Origin of the sequence: Dyadobacter chenhuakuii (assembly GCF_023821985.2) — a bacterium.
GTDB classification, from domain to species: Bacteria; Bacteroidota; Bacteroidia; order Cytophagales; family Spirosomataceae; genus Dyadobacter; species Dyadobacter chenhuakuii.
This window is the reverse complement of sequence record NZ_CP098805.1, coordinates 1,136,123-1,155,192: the sequence shown is the minus strand read 5'-3', so window position 1 is coordinate 1,155,192 and position 19,070 is coordinate 1,136,123. Positions and strand designations below refer to the sequence as shown.

Annotated in this window: 11 protein-coding genes; 3 read left to right on the top strand and 8 right to left on the bottom strand. The window is 46.5% G+C overall.

The features are described 5' to 3' along the window. The first annotated feature begins 13 nt into the window (after positions 1–13). Complete coding sequence (locus tag NFI80_RS04780) at positions 14–424, top strand: VanZ family protein (RefSeq protein WP_510185813.1); 411 nt, start codon at positions 14–16, stop codon at positions 422–424. Here NFI80_RS04780 and pgi read toward each other — a convergent pair. Further along, positions 403–2,052 carry a glucose-6-phosphate isomerase gene (gene pgi, locus NFI80_RS04775; RefSeq protein WP_235164713.1) on the bottom strand — a complete coding sequence of 550 codons (1,650 nt, stop codon included), beginning with the start codon at positions 2,050–2,052 and terminating at the stop codon, positions 403–405. The two genes, NFI80_RS04780 and pgi, sit on opposite strands and share 22 nt — an antisense overlap. Positions 2,053–2,485: 433 nt before the next feature. Here pgi and NFI80_RS04770 point away from each other — a divergent pair, with 433 nt between their 5' ends. Beyond that, positions 2,486–3,943 (top strand): T9SS type A sorting domain-containing protein, encoded by a 1,458-nt coding sequence (locus NFI80_RS04770; protein WP_235164714.1) that lies wholly within the window; start codon positions 2,486–2,488, stop codon positions 3,941–3,943. A gap of 43 nt (positions 3,944–3,986) precedes the next feature. Here NFI80_RS04770 and NFI80_RS04765 read toward each other — a convergent pair whose 3' ends face one another. Beyond that, positions 3,987–5,192: a DUF5009 domain-containing protein gene (locus NFI80_RS04765; protein WP_235164715.1), complete on the bottom strand. Its 1,206-nt coding sequence runs from the start codon at positions 5,190–5,192 to the stop codon at positions 3,987–3,989. 203 nt (positions 5,193–5,395) lie between these two features. Here NFI80_RS04765 and NFI80_RS04760 point away from each other — a divergent pair, with 203 nt between their 5' ends. Beyond that, a complete protein-coding gene (locus tag NFI80_RS04760; RefSeq protein ID WP_235164716.1) occupies positions 5,396–7,210 on the top strand; it encodes a glycosyltransferase in 1,815 nt (604 codons plus the stop codon). A gap of 6 nt (positions 7,211–7,216) precedes the next feature. Here the strand turns inward: NFI80_RS04760 and NFI80_RS04755 are convergent, their stop codons facing one another. The 6 genes from NFI80_RS04755 to NFI80_RS04730 are packed head-to-tail and all read right to left on the bottom strand — an operon-like array spanning position 7,217 to position 19,070. Next, a complete protein-coding gene (locus NFI80_RS04755; RefSeq protein ID WP_026631497.1) occupies positions 7,217–8,398 on the bottom strand; it encodes a PP2C family protein-serine/threonine phosphatase in 1,182 nt (393 codons plus the stop codon). Positions 8,399–8,439: 41 nt separating this feature from the next. After that, complete coding sequence (locus NFI80_RS04750; protein WP_254414169.1) at positions 8,440–9,276, bottom strand: sensor histidine kinase; 837 nt, start codon at positions 9,274–9,276, stop codon at positions 8,440–8,442. A gap of 30 nt (positions 9,277–9,306) precedes the next feature. After that, positions 9,307–13,020 (bottom strand): sensor histidine kinase, encoded by a 3,714-nt coding sequence (locus NFI80_RS04745; protein ID WP_235164718.1) that lies wholly within the window; start codon positions 13,018–13,020, stop codon positions 9,307–9,309. Beyond that, positions 12,992–15,838, bottom strand: a complete 2,847-nt coding sequence (locus NFI80_RS04740; RefSeq protein ID WP_235164719.1) for a HEAT repeat domain-containing protein — start codon at positions 15,836–15,838, stop codon at positions 12,992–12,994. Before NFI80_RS04740 ends, NFI80_RS04745 begins: the two co-directional genes overlap by 29 nt. A 3-nt stretch (positions 15,839–15,841) precedes the next feature. Beyond that, a complete protein-coding gene (locus NFI80_RS04735; RefSeq protein ID WP_233798015.1) occupies positions 15,842–16,393 on the bottom strand; it encodes a GNAT family N-acetyltransferase in 552 nt (183 codons plus the stop codon). A 49-nt stretch (positions 16,394–16,442) separates the two neighbouring features. Further along, complete coding sequence (locus NFI80_RS04730) at positions 16,443–19,070, bottom strand: TonB-dependent receptor plug domain-containing protein (RefSeq protein ID WP_233798014.1); 2,628 nt, start codon at positions 19,068–19,070, stop codon at positions 16,443–16,445.

Below are 19,070 nucleotides of genomic sequence, written 5' to 3'. Positions count from 1 at the left end.
TTCTGAAAGTAACTTGCGCGCTGATACAAAACATTCGATGATTGCAAAACTATTTAAAAACACAAGCGAGCTGCTCGCGAGAAACCAGTGGGTCGCATGGTTATGGACATTTCTGATTCTGCTGGCCTGCACATGGCCGGGAAAAGATATTCCTGCCGCGCCAATTGTCGGTTTTGATAAGATTGTTCATGCAGGCCTTTTTATCGTTTGGATTACATTGTGGACATTGGTTTATCCAAAAAAAGCAGCACTGTTCGTGCTGCTCGGAATGGCTTATGGCCTTGGTCTCGAATTTTACCAGCAACTCCTGCCCTTCGACCGCACATTTGACTGGTGGGACGCAGTGGCAGACGCTGCTGGCGTACTAATCGGGTTTGCGTTCAAAACAATCGTGATCGATCGTTACCGCCACCGTTTGTATTGATTGATCAGACCATTGGTTGAGCTGTCGTGGTTTGAAACCGGCCAGTCGTTTTGAAGTTCAGGATAAATTTTGTTTGCCAGCTGCTTACCAAGCTCCACGCCCCACTGGTCGAAACTGAAAATGTTCCAGATAATGCCTTGTACAAAAATCTTGTGCTCGTACATCGCTATCAGGCTTCCCAGTGTCTTAGGAGTGATTTTTTTGACCAAAATCGAGTTGGTAGGGCGATTACCGGAAAACACTTTGAATGGCGTCAGGAATTCTATTTCCTCTTTGGACTTCTTCGCAGCCACCAGTTCCGCTTTCACTTCTTCCTCTGTTTTCCCATTCATCAATGCTTCTGTCTGTGCAAAAAAGTTAGACAAAAGCATCTTGTGATGCTCGCCAAGCGGGTTATGGCTGGTTGCCGGCGCGATAAAATCGCACGGAATCAGCTTTGTTCCCTGGTGTATCAATTGGTAAAACGCATGCTGACCATTCGTGCCCGGCTCTCCCCAAATCACCGGTCCGGTCTGGTAACCAACCGGCTTACCGTCACGACCTGTGCTCTTCCCGTTGCTTTCCATATCGCCTTGTTGGAAATAAGCCGCAAAACGGTGTAAATATTGATCATAAGGCAGGATTGCCTGAGTCTGCGCATCAAAAAAGTCATTATACCAAACGCCCAGCAGCGCAAGAATGACCGGAATGTTCCGTTCAAACTTCGTTGTCCTGAAATGCTTGTCCATATCATGCGCGCCCGCAAGCAGCTGCTCGAAATTCTGGAAACCAACAAAACAAGCAATAGAAAGTCCGATCGCAGACCACAAAGAATAACGGCCTCCAACCCAATCCCAGAATCCAAACATGTTTTCCGGATCAATACCGAACTTCTCAACCTCAGCCTGATTCGTTGAAATCGCCACAAAGTGCTTTTTCACATGCTCCTTATTCCCGGCCGTTTCCAAAAACCAGGAACGCGCGCTATGCGCATTCGTCATTGTTTCCTGCGTCGTGAATGTTTTAGAGGCGATCATGAACAATGTCGTTTCCGGGTTCAGCGCCTTGATCGTTTCAGCGATGTGCGTTCCGTCCACATTGGAAACAAAATGTACATTCAATCCCGGCTTACCGTAAGCTTTCAATGCCTCGGTCACCATCACCGGGCCCAGGTCGCTTCCGCCGATGCCAATGTTCACGATGTCGGAAATCTCTTTCCCGGAATAACCCTTCCAGCTCCCCGACCTTACCTTTCCGGAAAACTCCTTCATTTTAGCCAAAACTGCATTCACGTCCGGCATTACATCTTTTCCGTCAGACAAAATAGGTTCGTTGGAACGGTTGCGCAAAGCAACATGCAGCACCGAGCGACCTTCCGTCGCATTGATCTTCTCGCCCGTAAACATCTGCTCAATTGCATCTGCCAGCCCTGCTTCTTCCGCAAGCTGAACAAGATAAGAGCGTGTCCGGGTGGTAATGCGGTTTTTTGAATAGTCTAAAAGAATGTCACCAAACCGGATTGAAAATTTCTTGTGACGGTCCGCATCTTCCTCGAAAAACGACTTTAAATGTTTCTGAGATATGGTTTTATGATGTGTTTTCAGCTTTTTATAAGCTGCCAGCTGGTCAAAGGGCACGGTTTTGAGCATTTCTTATGGCGTTTTGTTTATAAATCAGTTTTCAGGACCGCATAGGGCGGCCGCAACATTAACCTGATGCAAAAATATGATTTTACACCAGTAACAAGCCCACCCAATCCTTTTTTCACAAAAGGTTTTCGTGTAGCTATTGAAATAAATTAAGATTTGGGTTTAATGATGCAATATGGATTACAAAGCTCCTCCTCACCAGAAATATACTGACAGTGGGCATATGTTGGATTTTAAGCTCAGAACATATGGCCGTTCAATAACTACCACTCGCCGGAGAATCAACGAATTTTGATAATCGCCTACACCTTTGTTTTTTGTACAAAAAGCGAAAAGAATATTATTATTCGATAAAAACTGTAACCGTACTCAGTGCTTTGTAACTGGCAATATGATATCTTAGTATTGCAAAATCCCTTAAATCATCTGATATATGAAAAGAACATTTACCCTTATTCTGGTACTATTTTGCTTTAAGGCCATTGCGCAATGTCCGTCCACAGGAATAGTAAGCTTGGAGGATCAAGCCGACGTTGATAATTACTTTGCAAATGGCGGATGCAGCGTTGTCCAGCACTTAATAATTGGGGACGGATCTCCCAATATCCTGAATCTCAATGGTCTAAATGGAATTACAACGGTAACTGGATTTATGTTTGTCGGTTGGGGTCCACTTGTAGACTTTACCGGAATGGAGACATTAACCAGCGTCGATACACTGGCTATCGAGTGGAGCCCTTCACTCAAAAATTTCAAGGGACTGGAGAATGTTTTGACAATCAATCACTTGTCAATAAACGAATTGAGCAGTCTTGAAAGTTTCGACGGCCTGGGACAAGCAACTGTTACAGGCAGCATCTATATTGCTGGTTGTCATTCATTGACGAGTATAGATGATCTCAACATACCCGCATCGTTACCTGACGGTCTAATAATAGGCGATTGTCCATTACTTGATGATTTCAGCAGTTTTGCAAACTTGCAAAGCACATCAAGGCTCATAATAAGTAGGCTGGACAAGATGCAAGACTGTCAATGGTTGAATTCTCTTGAAGTAGCTACACAATTGAATATCGAGGCTAATGCCAACTTAACCAGCTTAAAAGGGCTTGAAAACCTGCACACTGTCGAACAAATTCAAATAACTTATAATCCCTTACTTACCTCTATCGATGGTATGGGAAACATTAAATCCCAACTTTCCCGATTTGTTGTTCTTTTCAATCCAGAACTATCAGATTGTGCAATAGATGCTGTTTGTTGGATGCTTTTGGACTCCGCGCCAGAAGAGATATTCTTATATCAAAATAAAGGAATTTGCTCGAATACCGATCTGCTCAAATCGGCGTGTAAAGAAAGTTTGCCGGTTACATTACTTTCATTTGATGCTGTTCTGGAAAATAAGGTCGTAAATTTAAACTGGACAACTTCCGAAGAAGAGAATAGTGAGAAATTTGAAGTGCAACATAGTACAAACGGAAAGCAATGGTCGGTTGTCGGGGAGGTAAAGTCCTCCGGAATCGGTGGTTTGGGAGCTGTCTATCAATTTATACATCTAACACCCAGCGATCGCAATAATTACTATCGATTGAAAATGATAGACTTCGATCAAACCTATGCATTAAGCACAATATCGCATGTGTATTTTAATGGCAACATTGAAACCGTATATCCCAATCCAACTTCTGGAAGCATCAATATCGTTTCAACTGACCCAAGCGAAATTGCGGCATTTGAATTAATCAATAGCAAAGGAAATATCGTGATGAAGCGCCGGGGAAACTTAGCTGATCGTATAAACCTGGAAAAATTCTCTTCCGGTTCTTACACATTAAGAATAATCAAGAATAACTCGACTTCTTCAAATCACAAGATAGTTGTCACAAAGTAAAATCCTTCCTGGGTGAACTTTTGGCAAAGACTTTCAGGCACCATCAGATCTTCAGCCTGATCCCGCCGCGATTAATGATCCCGGTTACAATGATGACCAGCAATGCAAAGCAGAATGATTTTATCAGCCCGATGATTCCGGTCCTCAGAAACTCGGGTAAGCTGAACCCGACCAGCGTTAGCACCGCGTACCAAATGTAAGGCACCAGGTAACAGGTTAATGTCGCGGTTCCGGCGGGTTTTATAATGGTTGCCCAGGTTTTGACTTTTTGCAAATCCACCAGCCAGAACAGCATCGCGAAAACGATGAAGGCGATCCCGCTGCAAATCCCAACCCAGGCCGGCGTAGCCCTGATCTTCGAAATTCCCCAAAACGGGCGCGTTCCGAAGCCATAAAGCAGGCAAACGATGCCAAGCACAACCAGGATGGCCAGGTATGTCGCGTTAACACCATTTTTCTTGCTATAAAGCCGATAAATGACCGATGCCACGACGCCCGCCATCGTAAATGCAGGCATTGCACCGCTCCCTACAATCCAGACGTAATCTCTCACCGGATCCAAAAAAGAGAGCATCCCCTCGAAATCTGCCAGATTAAATAAAATGAGAAAAAGCCAGCCGGCCACATTCAATGTGAGGTTGTCGCCAGCCAGAAAGTATATAACCGCGCAGACCAGATAAGCCCAACCGATCAGTCCGAGGATGCCGTACCAATGTGTTCCCATCCATGAAGGATTCGCCGCGTCACCACCTTTGTAAATAACTGCCAAACCCACCAGCAAAAGATAGCCCAGCACTTTCAGCCCTGTATATAAGGGCTTTTTCTCAGGCCGGTCAGGATACACATTCCAGATCAGGAAAAATGCGACCACCATGAGAATTTCCCAGACATACTTACTAACGATCATGCCCGAGCTCACTGCATTTTCATAATTCACAATGAAAATACCCATTAAAAGTAATGCAAAAGTGCGCTCGGCAATGTGGTAAAGAATTGTCCCGTTGCTGTCCCCTTTTGATTTTCTGTTGGCAATGGCGAACGGAATGGATAGGCCTACAATAAACAAGAAAACGGGAAAGACAACGTCTGAAAGTCCCATAGCGTCCTCTGGACCTTTGCTATGTTGCATCCATTCAGGAACCCCTTTCAAGGTCCAGAAATCATTCACAAAAATCATGATCAGCATCGTGACCGCGCGGAAAATATCGATGGAGTCCAGGCGCAGTGAGGCGGGCAGTAAAGGTTTCATCAAAGAATTCAAGAATGAAGGTTTAGGAACCCAATATACGGGAAATTAGCTATCTGCAAGCTGCTTTTTACTCACGCATACAGCTCAGCACCGCTTTTAGCTGTCTTACCGTTCGATTTTGCTGCTTAGCATATTCGGTTTCACCATATCTTATTTAAGTAATTAATTTTAATTGAAATATCCTACCTTACCCTCTTATCATTTTGAAACCGGATACACTTCTGTTTGAAATTGCCTGGGAAGTCTGTAACCAGATCGGTGGGATATACACGTACGTGAAGTCCAAAGCACCGGCGATGACGGACATTTACGGGGATAACTATTTCCTCGTCGGCCCCTATTTTCACGAAAAAGCAAAACTCGATTTCCGCCCGATCCGCGAGCTGGATAACTCCCCGCTTTCCCGGGCAATCCTATACATCAGAAGCCTCGGATACGACATACATTTGGGTTACTGGCTGTTGGAAGAAGCCCGCCCGAGAGTTATCCTGATCAACCCCATTATTCCTAACAAAGCGCTGAATGAAGTGAAAACTGCATTGTGGCAGCATCAGGAAATCTCCGCTTTGGAAAGCAATGTATTGCTGGATCAAGTCCTTGGTTTTGGGGAGGTTAGCAGGCTTTTCTTCACGAAACTCATTGAAGAAACGGATATTAACCAGGACATTATCGCTCATTTTCACGAGTGGATGTCGGCTGCCGCGCTGGCCGAATTAGCGCGTCAGCAAGTACGGATTGCAACGGTTTTTACCACACATGCCACATCGCTGGGCCGCTATCTTGCATCCAATGAAGATCAGTACTTTTGCAAAATCCCTACCTACAACTGGCAGCAAAAAGCGCGGGAATATGGCATAGAAGCACAGGCACAATTGGAGAGAAACGCCGCAAAGTATGCCAATGTGCTTGTTACAAACAGCGAATCTACGGCTGCGGAATGCGAGGTGTTTTTGGGGCGCAAGCCGGATAGTATAGTGCATAGCGGTATCCATCGTAAACCAGGTGTTGGTTACGAAGTTTTTGAGTGGCACCTGCAAAACCGGCAAAAGATCGATGCATTTGTCAAGGCGCTGTTTTCGCCCAGTTACCAACTCAGAAGTGACAAGACGCTCTATTTTTTTACATCCGGCCGTTATGAATTTTATAACAAAGGTTTCGACGTCACCTTGCAGGCCATTGCGCGGCTGAATGAGGAACTCGTGCGCAGGAAATCGGAAACGAATGTTGTTCTTTTTATTATTTCAAAACAGCCTTTTCATAACATTAAGCCGGATGTTCTGGAAGCACGCCAGCGTTTTCAGGAGTTGCAGCGGATCTGTAAAATGATCAGCGCCAAGCTCGGGCCCAGGATCTATGCCAATGTTACAGGCGCGGAAGGCCGCAAACTTCCTGATCTCAATCAGCTCATCGATGACGATCTGCAAATGACCTGGCGACAGGCATTGGCCAACTTCAAAAGAAAAAGCCTGCCGCCCACGACCACCCACCATCTAACCGGCCAGGACGACATTTTAGCATTTTGTCAGCAAGCAGGCTTAACCAATAACGAAGGAGATAATGTAAAAGTGATTTACCATCCCGATTTCATTGAAAGGGTGACATCGCTTTTTTCCATGGAGTATCTGGAATTTGTAAGAGGCTGTCATTTAGGCGTTTTTCCATCACTATATGAGCCGTGGGGATACGCGCCCATGGAAACTGTCCTGCACGGAACGCCGGTTGTGACCAGCGACGTTTCCGGTTTTGGACATTTCGCGAGACAAGCTGCGGAAATGGAAGGAAACAATGAAGTCAAAGTTGTAAAACGACGCGAACAATCCAGCGAGCAAGCAGTCATTCAGCTTACCGAAATCTTCCTCGAATTCATAGAAGATTTTGAAAGTCACCAATACATCCCCCGCGCCACCCTCCCCAAATCGGTTCTGGACTCCCTATGCTGGTCCGAGCTCCAAAAAAGATACGAAGAAAATTACAAGCTGGCACTGTTACGATACCAGCCTGTTGCGGGATTGTATTGAAAATAATCAATTCCCCATATACCGCAGCGAAAGCATGGTAATGTCATCGAATTGCGTTGCGGCTCCGATGAAATCTATCAGGCTTTCTAATGTTGATTCGTTCATTTCTTTGGCGGTTTCCTTGGTAGAGCCTTCGCCTGTTGTGAAGAAATCTTGCAGATAATGCAGGCCATACCGTGCGCCTGCCAGGTTATTGGCATCGGTGACGCCGTCGGTGTAGAGGACGAATTTGTCTCCCGGGTTCAATGTTAAAGTATGGGATTCGAATTCGAATGTCGGGTCGAAGCACAAGGCCATGCCTCCCTCCTTTTTGACCAGCTCGGTTTCACCATTGGCGCGAATGATTACGGGCGGTTCGTGGCCGGCATCTACATATTCAACAACGCCTGTCTTGACATTTAATATACAAACAAAGGCCGTAACGAACATATATGAAGAATTGTCCTCACTCAGAAACTCATTCACAATCTTTACTTTCTCCGTGATCGAATCACCATTGCGGTTGGAAAACTGGCTCTTAAAAATCGCCTTGCTGATCGCCATAAACAATGCTGCCGGCACGCCCTTATCCGAGACATCACCGATCATGAAAAACAGACGCTCGGAATCCATCATAAAGTAGTCGTACAAATCTCCGCCGACCACTTTTGCAGGATGAATAAATGCATGCAGATCCACCCCCGCTTTGCCAATGTTGGCCGGGACCGTTTTCGGCAACATGGACATTTGAATTTCCTTAGCAACGCTCAGATCGTTCTGGATAGCGATCAACTGCTCGCGGCCTTTTTCCAGGCTGGCCAGCATTTCAATGTGCTCCACGGTTTTGGAAATGGTAATTTCCAGATCTTCAAAATTCACTGGCTTGGTCACAAAGTCGAAAGCGCCGCGGTTCATAGCCGTCCGGATGTTGTCCATATCGCCGTAAGCAGAAACCATGATCGATTTCAGCAACGGATTTTGCTTCTCATTTACCTTCGACAGAAACGTAAGACCGTCCATGCCGGGCATGTTAATGTCGGATAGTATAAGTGCAATGTCATCAGATTCTTCCAGCCGCTCCAATGCTTCAATGCCGTTGTTAGCAAACACAAATTCGTATTTCTTATCCCGGATCTGCTTTCGGAACAATTGAAGAATCAGCATCTCCATATCCTGCTCGTCATCTACACTTAATATTCTGATAGCCATTATCTATAATTTTTTAAATTGATATCTGTTTTAAATAAATCTCAACCGGGAATCACAATTGTGAACTCCGTTTTTTCGCCGACCACAGAGGTTACATGAATGCTTCCTTTGTGCGTGTCCGTCACGCTGGTGTACGTGAGCGATAAGCCCAGTCCTGTCCCTTTTCCCTGCGGTTTTGTTGTAAAGAACGGCTTAAAAAGCTTGGCAACAATGTCTTCCGGAATGCCGATGCCGTTATCGCAAATTTTAATTTCCACTTCCTGGCCAATTCTGGATGTTGTAATCTCAATGACAGGTTCATAGCCTTCCGCCTGCCGCTTCGACTTTTCATTCACCGCATAGCACGCATTATTGACCAGGTTCACAATCACCCGACCAAACTCCCCTTTCGCCACTTTCACGCAGCCAATCTCAGGATCGAAGTTAAATTTGAGCATTACATTGAAGGCAATGTCCTCTGCCCGGACGCCCTGGTAAGCCAGCTTGCTGTATTCTTCAAGCAGCTGGTTGAGGTCTGTGGGTTCCAGGATAGCAGCGTCGGAGCGGGTTTGTGCGAGCATTCCCTGTATGATCCGCTCAATGCGTTTGCCGTTTTCGTTGATCTTGATGAGGTTTTGCGAAAGCGTTTCCAGCAGATCTTTTTCATCGGCGATGTCCGTCTCGGTCATTTCGGACAGCGGTCTTTGGCAAATGTCCAGTATCTCGCTCACCAATCCCTGCGAAAGTCGGGAAAAGTTATTGACAAAACTCACCGGATTTTTTATTTCATGTAAAATACCTGCACTCAGTTGTCCTATTTCAGCGAGCTTGTTGAGCTCAATGATCTTTTGCTGATACAGTTCAATGTCTTGTTCCGTCGTTCCGGCTCCCATAGTCATGGTAATTAAAAATTTGCAGCATTTAGCGTATTAAGCAACAACCGGCAGGAAAATTTCTATTTCGGTAAACACCCCTTCCAATGAATTTACCGACATGCGCCCTTTGTGATACTCAATAATGTCCTTACTCATATATAAGCCCAGCCCGGTTCCTTTGGACGTAGGTTTTGTTGTAAAAAATGGGTTAAACAGCTGCTCCTGCTCTTTGGCCGGAATGCCTTTCCCATTATCACGTACGGTAATGCAAACGCCGCTTTCTACCAGCTTAGACGAGATAATGATCTGAGGCTCAAATGTTTTATCGATCCTGGCCTTTTCCAGCAAGGCATAGCAGGCATTGCTGATCAGGTTCGTGATCACCTGTGCAAATTCATAAGGCAGCACACTGACTTTAACCGGATTGCCATTTAAAGCCAAATCCAGCTTTACGGATGCATCTTTATATTCGGCCAGCGCTTCCTGAATGGCGGTTTTGGCCTTTGCTTCCAGGAAAGGATTCAATTCTGTAATGATAAAATCGCTCGATTTTCCTTTCAGCAACTTTTGCATATCCTTTACGATACGCGTTGTGCTGTTGCCATGTTCATAAATCTTTTCCAGGTTTTTTTGAAGCATACTGAAACCACTGTCCAGATCATCCTTCTCATCTTCCGACAAGCCATCCTGGTGCTTGTCAGTGACTTCTGTAATTTCCTTTAAAAGCTTCCCGGACGATTGCGAGAAATTGTTAATGTAGTTCAGCGGGTTTAAAATCCTGTCCACAATCCCTTTGGTAAGGCTACCCACCGAGGCCAGCCGCTCCTGCCGGATCAGTTCTTCCTGCGTCGATTTCAGGTTGGACAATGTATTTTCAAGATTTTCAAGAATGTTTGTTTTAATATAAGCCCCAATCAAATGCTCTTTCAGGTTTTTAACGACATTGAAATCCCGCTCCGAAAATGCATTTTCACGGTCCGTATTTTCCAGCGTAATGTAGCTTTTCACCACACCGTCAACCCGTATCAAGATCGTAATGAGTGCCTTAGGAGAAAAAATCTCACTGATGGACGCATTGGCGTTTTGCTTTCGAAAATCATTTTTAAGGAAAATATCTTCTAAAATTTCTTCGCCATTTTCGATATACCGCTGCTCAGCTTCCTGAGCCGTCAGTCTGACATCTTCTACATTGGCAGTTTCTACAGCGCCCGCCAGCGCTATAAATTGATAATTGTCGGTCGCGGCGTTATAAACGAGTGCAGACGCTCCGTTGACGTTTTGAAATTCGCATAATTTGTTTAAAACCAGCTGGAACAGCCGCCCCGTATTTACCTCGCCATTAATTGATTTCACAAACTCATCGATCCTTTCAAGCTGATCGTTGGTTGCTGAGAGTTCTTCGGATTGCAATTCCAGTTCTTCTTTCTGGTTCACAACCTCTTCCGTACGTTCCAGGATCCGCGTTTCCAGTTCTTCCTTTTCTCTCAAAATTCTTCTCAACCGCCAGCGGACCACGTAGTAGATCATGGCCCCGAATAAGATCAGGTACAAGGCGATCATATACCACTGTCTGAACCAGGGCACGCGGATCTTAAAGGCCAATGATGTTTCCTTTGAAACGTGGTCATAAACATCCCTTGCCCGTACTTTGAAATTGTAACTTCCCGACGGCAAGCCGCTGTATTCCTTACGCGTCAGCGGTCCCCAGTCAGACCATTCTTTGTCATAATTTTCAAGAAAATATTGGTACTGAACCTCCTGATTCGTGTGATAACTCGGTAATGCAAACTCAAAAATCAGATTATTCTGACGGTGGCTGAGAGGCTTGCTAATCATTCCGTTTTGTGCAAATTGCAGCAGACTATCCTGCGTGGCAACACTCCTCAGCATGACCGGATATTCATAGACATATTGGTCCGGCACCCGCATGTCGAGCCGGAAGAGCCCCTGATCTCCGCCCAGCCAGGCGCTGCCATTTTCATCCGGAAAAATGATCTCAAACGGAACGTCCGCGATGGGCATCAATGGTGTTTCCAGCAGTTCGAAGTCGCCGGAAGGTTTTTTCTTGAAAAATGATGCTGATTTTTTGTCGCCGCGTGTGGTCCAGACATTGGCCTTGTCATCCCCTTGCACACGATCAAACCAGGTCTTTTCTGCATGCAGCCAAATCGCACGGGTAAAACGGTCCGACTGAGGCTGATACTCGAACAGGCCATCCTTATTGGAGACTATTAACTTGTCTTCATACAAAGACAGTTTGTTGTATAATGGGCTGGAAATGCCTTGGGCAGCAGAAAATCGTTTAATGGTTCCTGATTTCCCATCCAGCTTTATAACGCCATTGGAAAGTGTTTCGAGCCAGAAAGTCGATGGGGAGGATTCGGTAGCGCCTACTATTTGTTCGTTAACTGCCTTTACCCGCTCCGTCCGCCATTCGCTGCCTGCCCGCGTTAACTTTGTTAAGCCGTCTTGCAAGCCAACAAAGAGCTCATTACCAGTGCTTGAAGCCGTTACGCTCAGTGAAAAAACCGAATTTATTCTTGAAATTCCCGAGCCTTTGGTCCATTGAAAAAGCCCTTTGTTTGAAGCAATATATAGTGTGCCATTCGCTTCATCCAGGCCCAGACAGCTTCCGGAAAAGCCGTTGACGTGAATGATCTGGTTGTTTTCTACATAATATAATCCGTTCAATGTGCCTATCACAACCCGTCCCTGAAACCGCCGGATAGCAGTTACGGAACCTCTCAGACCATCCCTGCTGTCAAAAAGTGAGATCGGTGAAGGCAGGTCGAAGCGGGCGATACCGTCGTTGAGCGCAACCCAAAGATTGTGCTCACGGTCGGTGAACATGGCCGACACTTGCGTTTCCTGTAAATCCGTATCGGCTGCCACAGGATATTGCACATTTCCGTCCGCATTCGCCACCAGCATGCCGCCCGTTGCCATGCTGATCGCAATTGTTCCATCCTGTAATTTGGTTGCATAAGTTGCCTGATTGCGTACAATCACGGGATTCACATTGCCGCCAATGACCTCAATGCGGTTATTTTTTAATTTAAAAATGCCCTGACTTGTTGTTACCAGAAGCGCAGAACCATCCCCAAGCTGTACCACCGACGTAAGGTCCAGCAAAGCAGGCACGTCACTATTTTGCTCGATTTGGGAGATCTGATCACCATTGATCCGAATCATCCCTTTATTTTTTGCATAAACCAGCATTTCCTCTTTGAAGGAAAATGCCGCCTGGATTTTCAGGTTGTGCTTGAATGGCTTCACCGTTGTGCCATTCCAAAAAAAGTTGATCTGATCCGTTACAAACCAAGCGCCGGCTTTGGTAGGGATAATCTGAATAATTTGTCCAAAATTTTCTTTCAGTTTTACTGACAGATCCACAAACCGCTGAACACCGAAAGCGTCCTTGCCCAGATAACCGAATTCTCCGTTCGCTCCTACAAGCACCCGGCCTTTTGCGTCCGTTGCCAGGGCCGATACGCGTGTGATATTTGTTGTCTGGATCGTTTTCCACTCCACGCCGTCAAATTCAAGTACCCCCGCAAAATTGGCAAAATACATCATGCCTGCCCTGTCCTGGGCTATGGCGAAGTTTTGGTCGTGTGCACGATATTCGGCAGAAGAATAATAGCCCGACAATGGCCTTCCCACGTCCGGCTTTGCCACATTTGCAAGCTGTGCCCAAAGCTTTTCCGAGCCGGTCAGACAGATCAGAATGATTAGTAACTTAATGGATCTCAACACTTTCCTCCACATTTTGCCTGATATTAAGATCTTTTAAAAGAAAATTTTCAATGATATAGAACTCCGTGTCTTCCAGCACATTTGGGATCATAGCCACACCCATTGCCGTCAGTTCCGCCACATTGCGGATGTTACCGGCTTCCATTGCGCCGATTTTAGAGAAAAACAATTTACCATAAGTCACAAGGATGGAAACGTCGCCGTCGCTGAGTTGTTTCCGCAGATCTACCACTTCCCCGCTCTCTTCCTGGAAGTAGGCCGAAGTCAGCAGCACTTTTTGCAACTCCCCGCTTAGCAGTCCGCCTAATGCATGCGTTTCGCGCAGGCGGCGGAGCTTGGAAACAAGCAGATCTTCTTCGGTCGAAAGCCATTCAAGCGGCTTCATGATTTCAATGTGAAAAGCATCATTTTTCCTGGTCATTGCTTCCATTAAGGAGCGGAAACGGGCCGGATTTACAATTCGGAGGACGTAAAATGATGTTTCAGAAATAATCTTAGACCTGGAAACCGCATTGGCAACCAGCACAGGCGTCACAATTCCGGCATCAAAATGGCGCAACTCTTTGATCGCGACCGCCTTCGTCCAGCGCGAAATCCTGGTGTAATCCTTATTAATAATGTCGATCAGACGCTCTTCCACGGACAATGTTGCCAGCGGGTAAATTTCCGCATAGCGGCGGCGCATTTCGTCCAGCGAGTCGCTATCGAGATATGGCAGGACTTTGTTTTTAATGTTTTCGGGCAAAAGCAGGTCACAGATCTCGGTCAGGTAGTCGCGTGCATCGGTTGCCTGATCGCCTTTGAGCAATGTTACGGCGTGAAAACGGGAGCCATAAACGGCTTCCAGAACAATGAAAGCTTTACGCATGATCCGCATCCTCTCCCGCTCCAGATTCAGCATCAGCTGGCTTTCCGGCTCATAGGCATCCGAAAGATCGTGCTGCGCCGAGAGCAGCCAGGCGAACGTTTTCAGATGTTCGTCCAGCTCGTTCAGCATGAATGTTTGCTCCGTGGTGTTGCAGGTGTAACGCAGGTTCCGCAATGCTTCCAGCACCTTGTCTTTTACAAAACGGTTGGGATTTTCCAGGTTTCTGCGCAAAAACCGGATCGCTTCCGGACCACCGATCTGCTCCACGATTTTAAGCAAATGCAGCTGCCGGTAACGGTTATCCTCATTGCTTAAAAATGATTTTTCAATGTATTTCAACAAAGGCGGTCCCGACTTCACCAGCGCATCGAAAGCAACGGTAAAGTAACGATCGGTCTCCATTTGCTCCATTAAAAATGGCCACAGCTCTGCCCTTTTCAACTCGCCTGCCGTGTATATGGCCGCTTCACGCACCCGTTTGTTGGGATCCTGTAACAATGGAATGAGATATTTGTACGACAGGAACCGGTTCGTGGCGCCCAGTCCCAGCGCCGCTTCAATGCGGTCTTCTTCTTTGGGTGAAAATATCTGGTTAATAAGTTGTTCAAATGGCTTTTCAGAAATAGCCTGCCCTGGTGTATAGGAAGCGTTTTTCTTCGATTTTTCGGGGAAATTAAAAATCTTGTCGCGCACCATTTTTTTGTAAGAGTTCTCCCCTACGAATGCCACAAACGTCCAGCAAACTGCCACCACCAAAAACAAAATTGCAAGCTGCAAGGCGTCCATCCGCGAAATGTTGACCAGCACAAAAAGCAGAACACCAGCCGCCAAACCACCCATCGCCTTGGCCCGGCCTTCGATCCGGCCCTGGACATTCAGTCTGAAACGCGCCTGAATGGGCTGATATAAAACCTGGTATGCCGGCTCAGCAATGGCCTTGCGAACAGCACTCATGAAAAACCGGGAAAGCGCAATGCAGGCAAAAAAGATGGCCGCCGTGTCATAACCCAAACCATAGATCACAGAAACGGCAAAGCTGAAAACGAGGCTCAAAGGCAGGATCAGAATGCCTAGCTTCAAGCCATATTTGCTGATGAGCTTATTGTAGAAAAATGTTTTGATAAAAAATTCAAGAATGGCACTGATACCAAAGAAAAATCCAAGAAAGCTGGCCAGCGATTCTTTGTTCGGGAACACATTACGCGACTCAGTGAAGAAAATATATTCAACATAAAACAAAGCGAAAACGGGCAGCAATGCGAGCAGGAAAATGTTGCGAAAATATTTGGGATCCACAGCATCCGTCGCCAAATGCTCGGCTGGTTTCGGTTTTATTTCAATGCGTGTGTGGTCCGTTGTTACGTGACGTTTGTGAATTTTTCTCAATAAAACGGCGCAGACGATCAGGAAACCAACAGCCAGGATCAGTAGCGAGTCGATCGGCAAAATCTTGACCAGGGCCGGAACTGCCAGATACATAATGACAGAGGAAAAAACTTCTCCGCTGTTGATGAGCGAGGATAACCTTTTGGATTGCTGAAAATTAAACAGCTTCACAACCACTGCCCAGAACGTGACACCATTGACCAGAACAAAAATCCGGTTCCAGATAAAGAGAAAAAAGAAAACCCACTTACTGCCTGTAAGATGATAAATGACCAGGAAAACGGCGATGGAGACGATCAGGAAAAGCAATGCATTTTCGCCTAACCGATTAAAAGGAATGCGTTTTTGAATGCGGGTTAAGCCCAACCCTAGCAGGTAAACGAAAACGCCGCCGACCACGTAAACCTGTGGCAACATTAAGCGATCGAAACTCATCAGAAACGACGAAGCCACCACAGTGTAGAACAATGCCGTTGCTCCGCCCATAAAAAAAGAATAGGCCATCAGCAGGCTCACGAGGCTTTCCTCGTCCTTTCTGATGTTGAGCATCCGCGATATGTCCTTGATTTTTTTCACCAGTTAAACTCCTAATTCTTTAATCATAAAATAGATCTGACGTTCAGGCATTTGATATAATGGCCTGATTTTCCCCAGATAGAAAAATCCAAGATCTTCCAGCGGCTTAATGCGTGACGCAACGGGCTGGGCAATGATCAGCCTGGCGCCAAGGATGGCTGCATACTGAATGCGGGCTTCGTCGAGCAATGTTGAAAAGCCATTGCCGCGATATTCCGGCGCAACCACCAGCCTGTTCAGAGATGCATAAGGGCCATTTCCAAAACCTTCCAGGATGGACCCGTCGAACAAATCTGCGTGCGGGACCGATTTGTAATCCGTATGGAAAGTCATGCGCGCAGCGGCCACGATTGTCTTATTATGCAAGATAACCCAATGGTGCGCTAGCAGATCCTCATCATCCAGCCAGGCTTTATGTGAGAAAAAATCCTGGCTTATGCCCTGCTCGTCCTTCCAGGCCAGCACCCGGAGCGCCCCCATTTCGTCCAGGCGTTCGGGATGGTCCAGCTTGATGAGCAGGAACTCCGAATTTCTGATTTCAAACCTTGTTTCCATTAAGCGAGGAGGATTTATATGCATTAATTCCATTTCGAGAAGCCGGTTTTTATTTGCGGTTTGTGTCAAAAAGCAGCCCGACCGAGAACACGCGACCTTCCTGCGGGTAACGCGACGCGGACGTAACGCCCTCGGCCGCCCGAATGCCCGGTACAAAATATTCGTGATTAAACATATTGGAAACCTGAACCTGTAAGCTGAACACATTCAGAATGTTATGATAGGTCAATGTCGAGTTCAGCAAGTAAATCGGCTCAAAACGCGTGATCGGATTGCTGCTTCCCGAAGTTCCTACGCCAGATTTTCTTGCGCTCACATAATTGTTGGTGACACTGATGCTCAGGTTCTTAACCGGCTCATATACAGCTCCCAAATTAGCCGACCAGGGCGCAATGTCGCTGATAGGAATCTTCTGCCCCTCGACTTTACTAAGATCGCGCGGCTTACTGTAAGTGAAATTGCCCCAGACATTCAGTCTTTTCACATCATAACGCGCTTCCGACTGAATGCCCATAATGCGCTGCTTGCCCAGTGCCTGAAACTGCTGCGTAGGCAAGCCCGCCGGCGTCGTGGCAGCCGCAAGCCCTACGGCATTGCTGTAATTGGCTACATAACCTGCTACATTAAAGGACATTGCTTTATTGAACCGGACTGAAACGCTCCCTTCCACATTCTTCACGCGCTCGGGCTGCAAAGTGGGATTATTCAGCGCGCGCTCGCGGTTCGTGGCGTATTTTTGAAGATAGGAAGCATCCTTAAATGCCTCCGTGTAAATGCCTTTGAATACAAATTTACCTTTGGAATAAATCAAACTGACCCGCGGATTGAACACGAAGCCATAACCGCCCTTTGAACGGATCTGATTGTGATCGAGCCGGGAACCGAGCACCATTTTCAGGCTTTCGGTCCAGTTGTAAGTGGCTTGTGTGAATATACCAATGTCAAAAACACGGAAGTTATCGCCGCCTGCCAATGTGGAATCCGGGCGTCCGGTTTCGTCTGCGTTTTCGGTTTGCGAAGTAATGTAGTTGGCCTGGATAATACTGTTCCTGATCTCAATGCCGCTGTTAATGTCCAGCTTCGGCAACGGCGTGAGCAACACGCGGAATTCGTTACGCAGCTGGTTGGAAACACGATACCAGTAAGGGATCGAATAGGTTGGCTTGCGCTGGTTAAGCAGATCGATAATGCCGTAACTGCCATTGAAATAACCTCTGTAAGTGGGCAAATTGGTTGCACCATTCAGCTCATGGAGCCGGTAGGAAGTCAGGTTCAGGATCTGGACTTTTTCAGAAATGAATTTATTGTAGGTCAAAGAAAACGCCTTGTTGTTGGCGACCCAGCGCGAAACTTCGGGTGTTACGATGCGGGAGCGATTGGTATACCAAGGTGTTGCGCCTTCGTCCGTTTTCCAGCTCATGAGCGAGATCATGAAATCTTTAAATTCGATTTTTGCCCGGATAAAAAAGTTTTTTGAATCATCATTAAAACCCACCGGACTTCCGTTCACATTCGCCTGGAATAAATTAGCATTATCCAGTTCGGCCGCCTTTGCCTTTCCGGCATTAGTCAGGCTCAATGCATTGGCATTGCCGTTCGCATCATAGCCAACCTGATAAAGATCGTTGTTAGGGAAAAGCGTGTTGAGCTTGTTGGTAGTAATGTAAGTCTGCGCGGCGGCGCCGTTGATATTCTGCTGTGCAGGATAGTTATCAGCGGTTCTCGGATCGTAATTCCATTCGGGATACCGGCTGTAATCCAGCTCGTTAGAAGCGAAATAGCGCGACGTTAACGAAACCGCAACGTCCTTTGTCCGCATGGTCACCACACCATCAATGAGTTTTGTATTTAAAGATCCATAGCGCACCTGACCGTTCGTAGAAACGACCATTTTCTTACCTTCCGGCATTTCGCGATCCAGGAAACGCTTGGTAATGAGGTTAATAACGCCTACAAATGCATTTGCGCCATACATAGTCGAAGCCGGGCCATAGATTACTTCCACGCGCTCAATGTCGGACAAGGCATATTGCCGGGAAATGGGGATGTTGTCTGAATTCAGGTCGTTTTCCTCGACGCCGTCCACAAGGAGAATGGTGCGGTCGTTGGAAGTGGAGCGGTAACCGCGCTGGTAGAATGTGACATAAGAGGGCCCGTTCCCTCTGATGACGTCGAAGCCCGGAATGTCATTCAGCATTTGGGTCAGGTCTTTATAACCTCGTTTTACAATGTCAGTTTGGGTCAAAACGGTTACGGTGGCGGGCACTTGCAGAAGGTTTTCCGCTTTTTTGGAAACGGAAGTGATCTGAATGATGCGGTCCATGAGATCGCGCTGCTGGGCAACGAGGTCTTTGAATTGCGGCAATGCAGAGAATTCCGGCTCGTAATTTTGGTTGGCTATCAAAAGATTACGGACAGCCGTGGCCGCCTGTGGCAAAGAATCCAGCGCGAGATATGTTAATGCAATGATCTTATATGCCTGCACTTGCGCATTCGGCGAAAATCTGGTTTTAAGGCAAGGGTTCAGGATTTGAAAAACCTCATCGAAATTCCCGGTCCTGTATTTTCTGTCAGCCTCGGGAATGATCACCGTTGCATCGCAATCCTCTTGTGCATAGGCTGCTGTGCCTGCAAAAGCAACAGTTAGGAGGATCAAAATGGGTAAAATTCTTTTCAT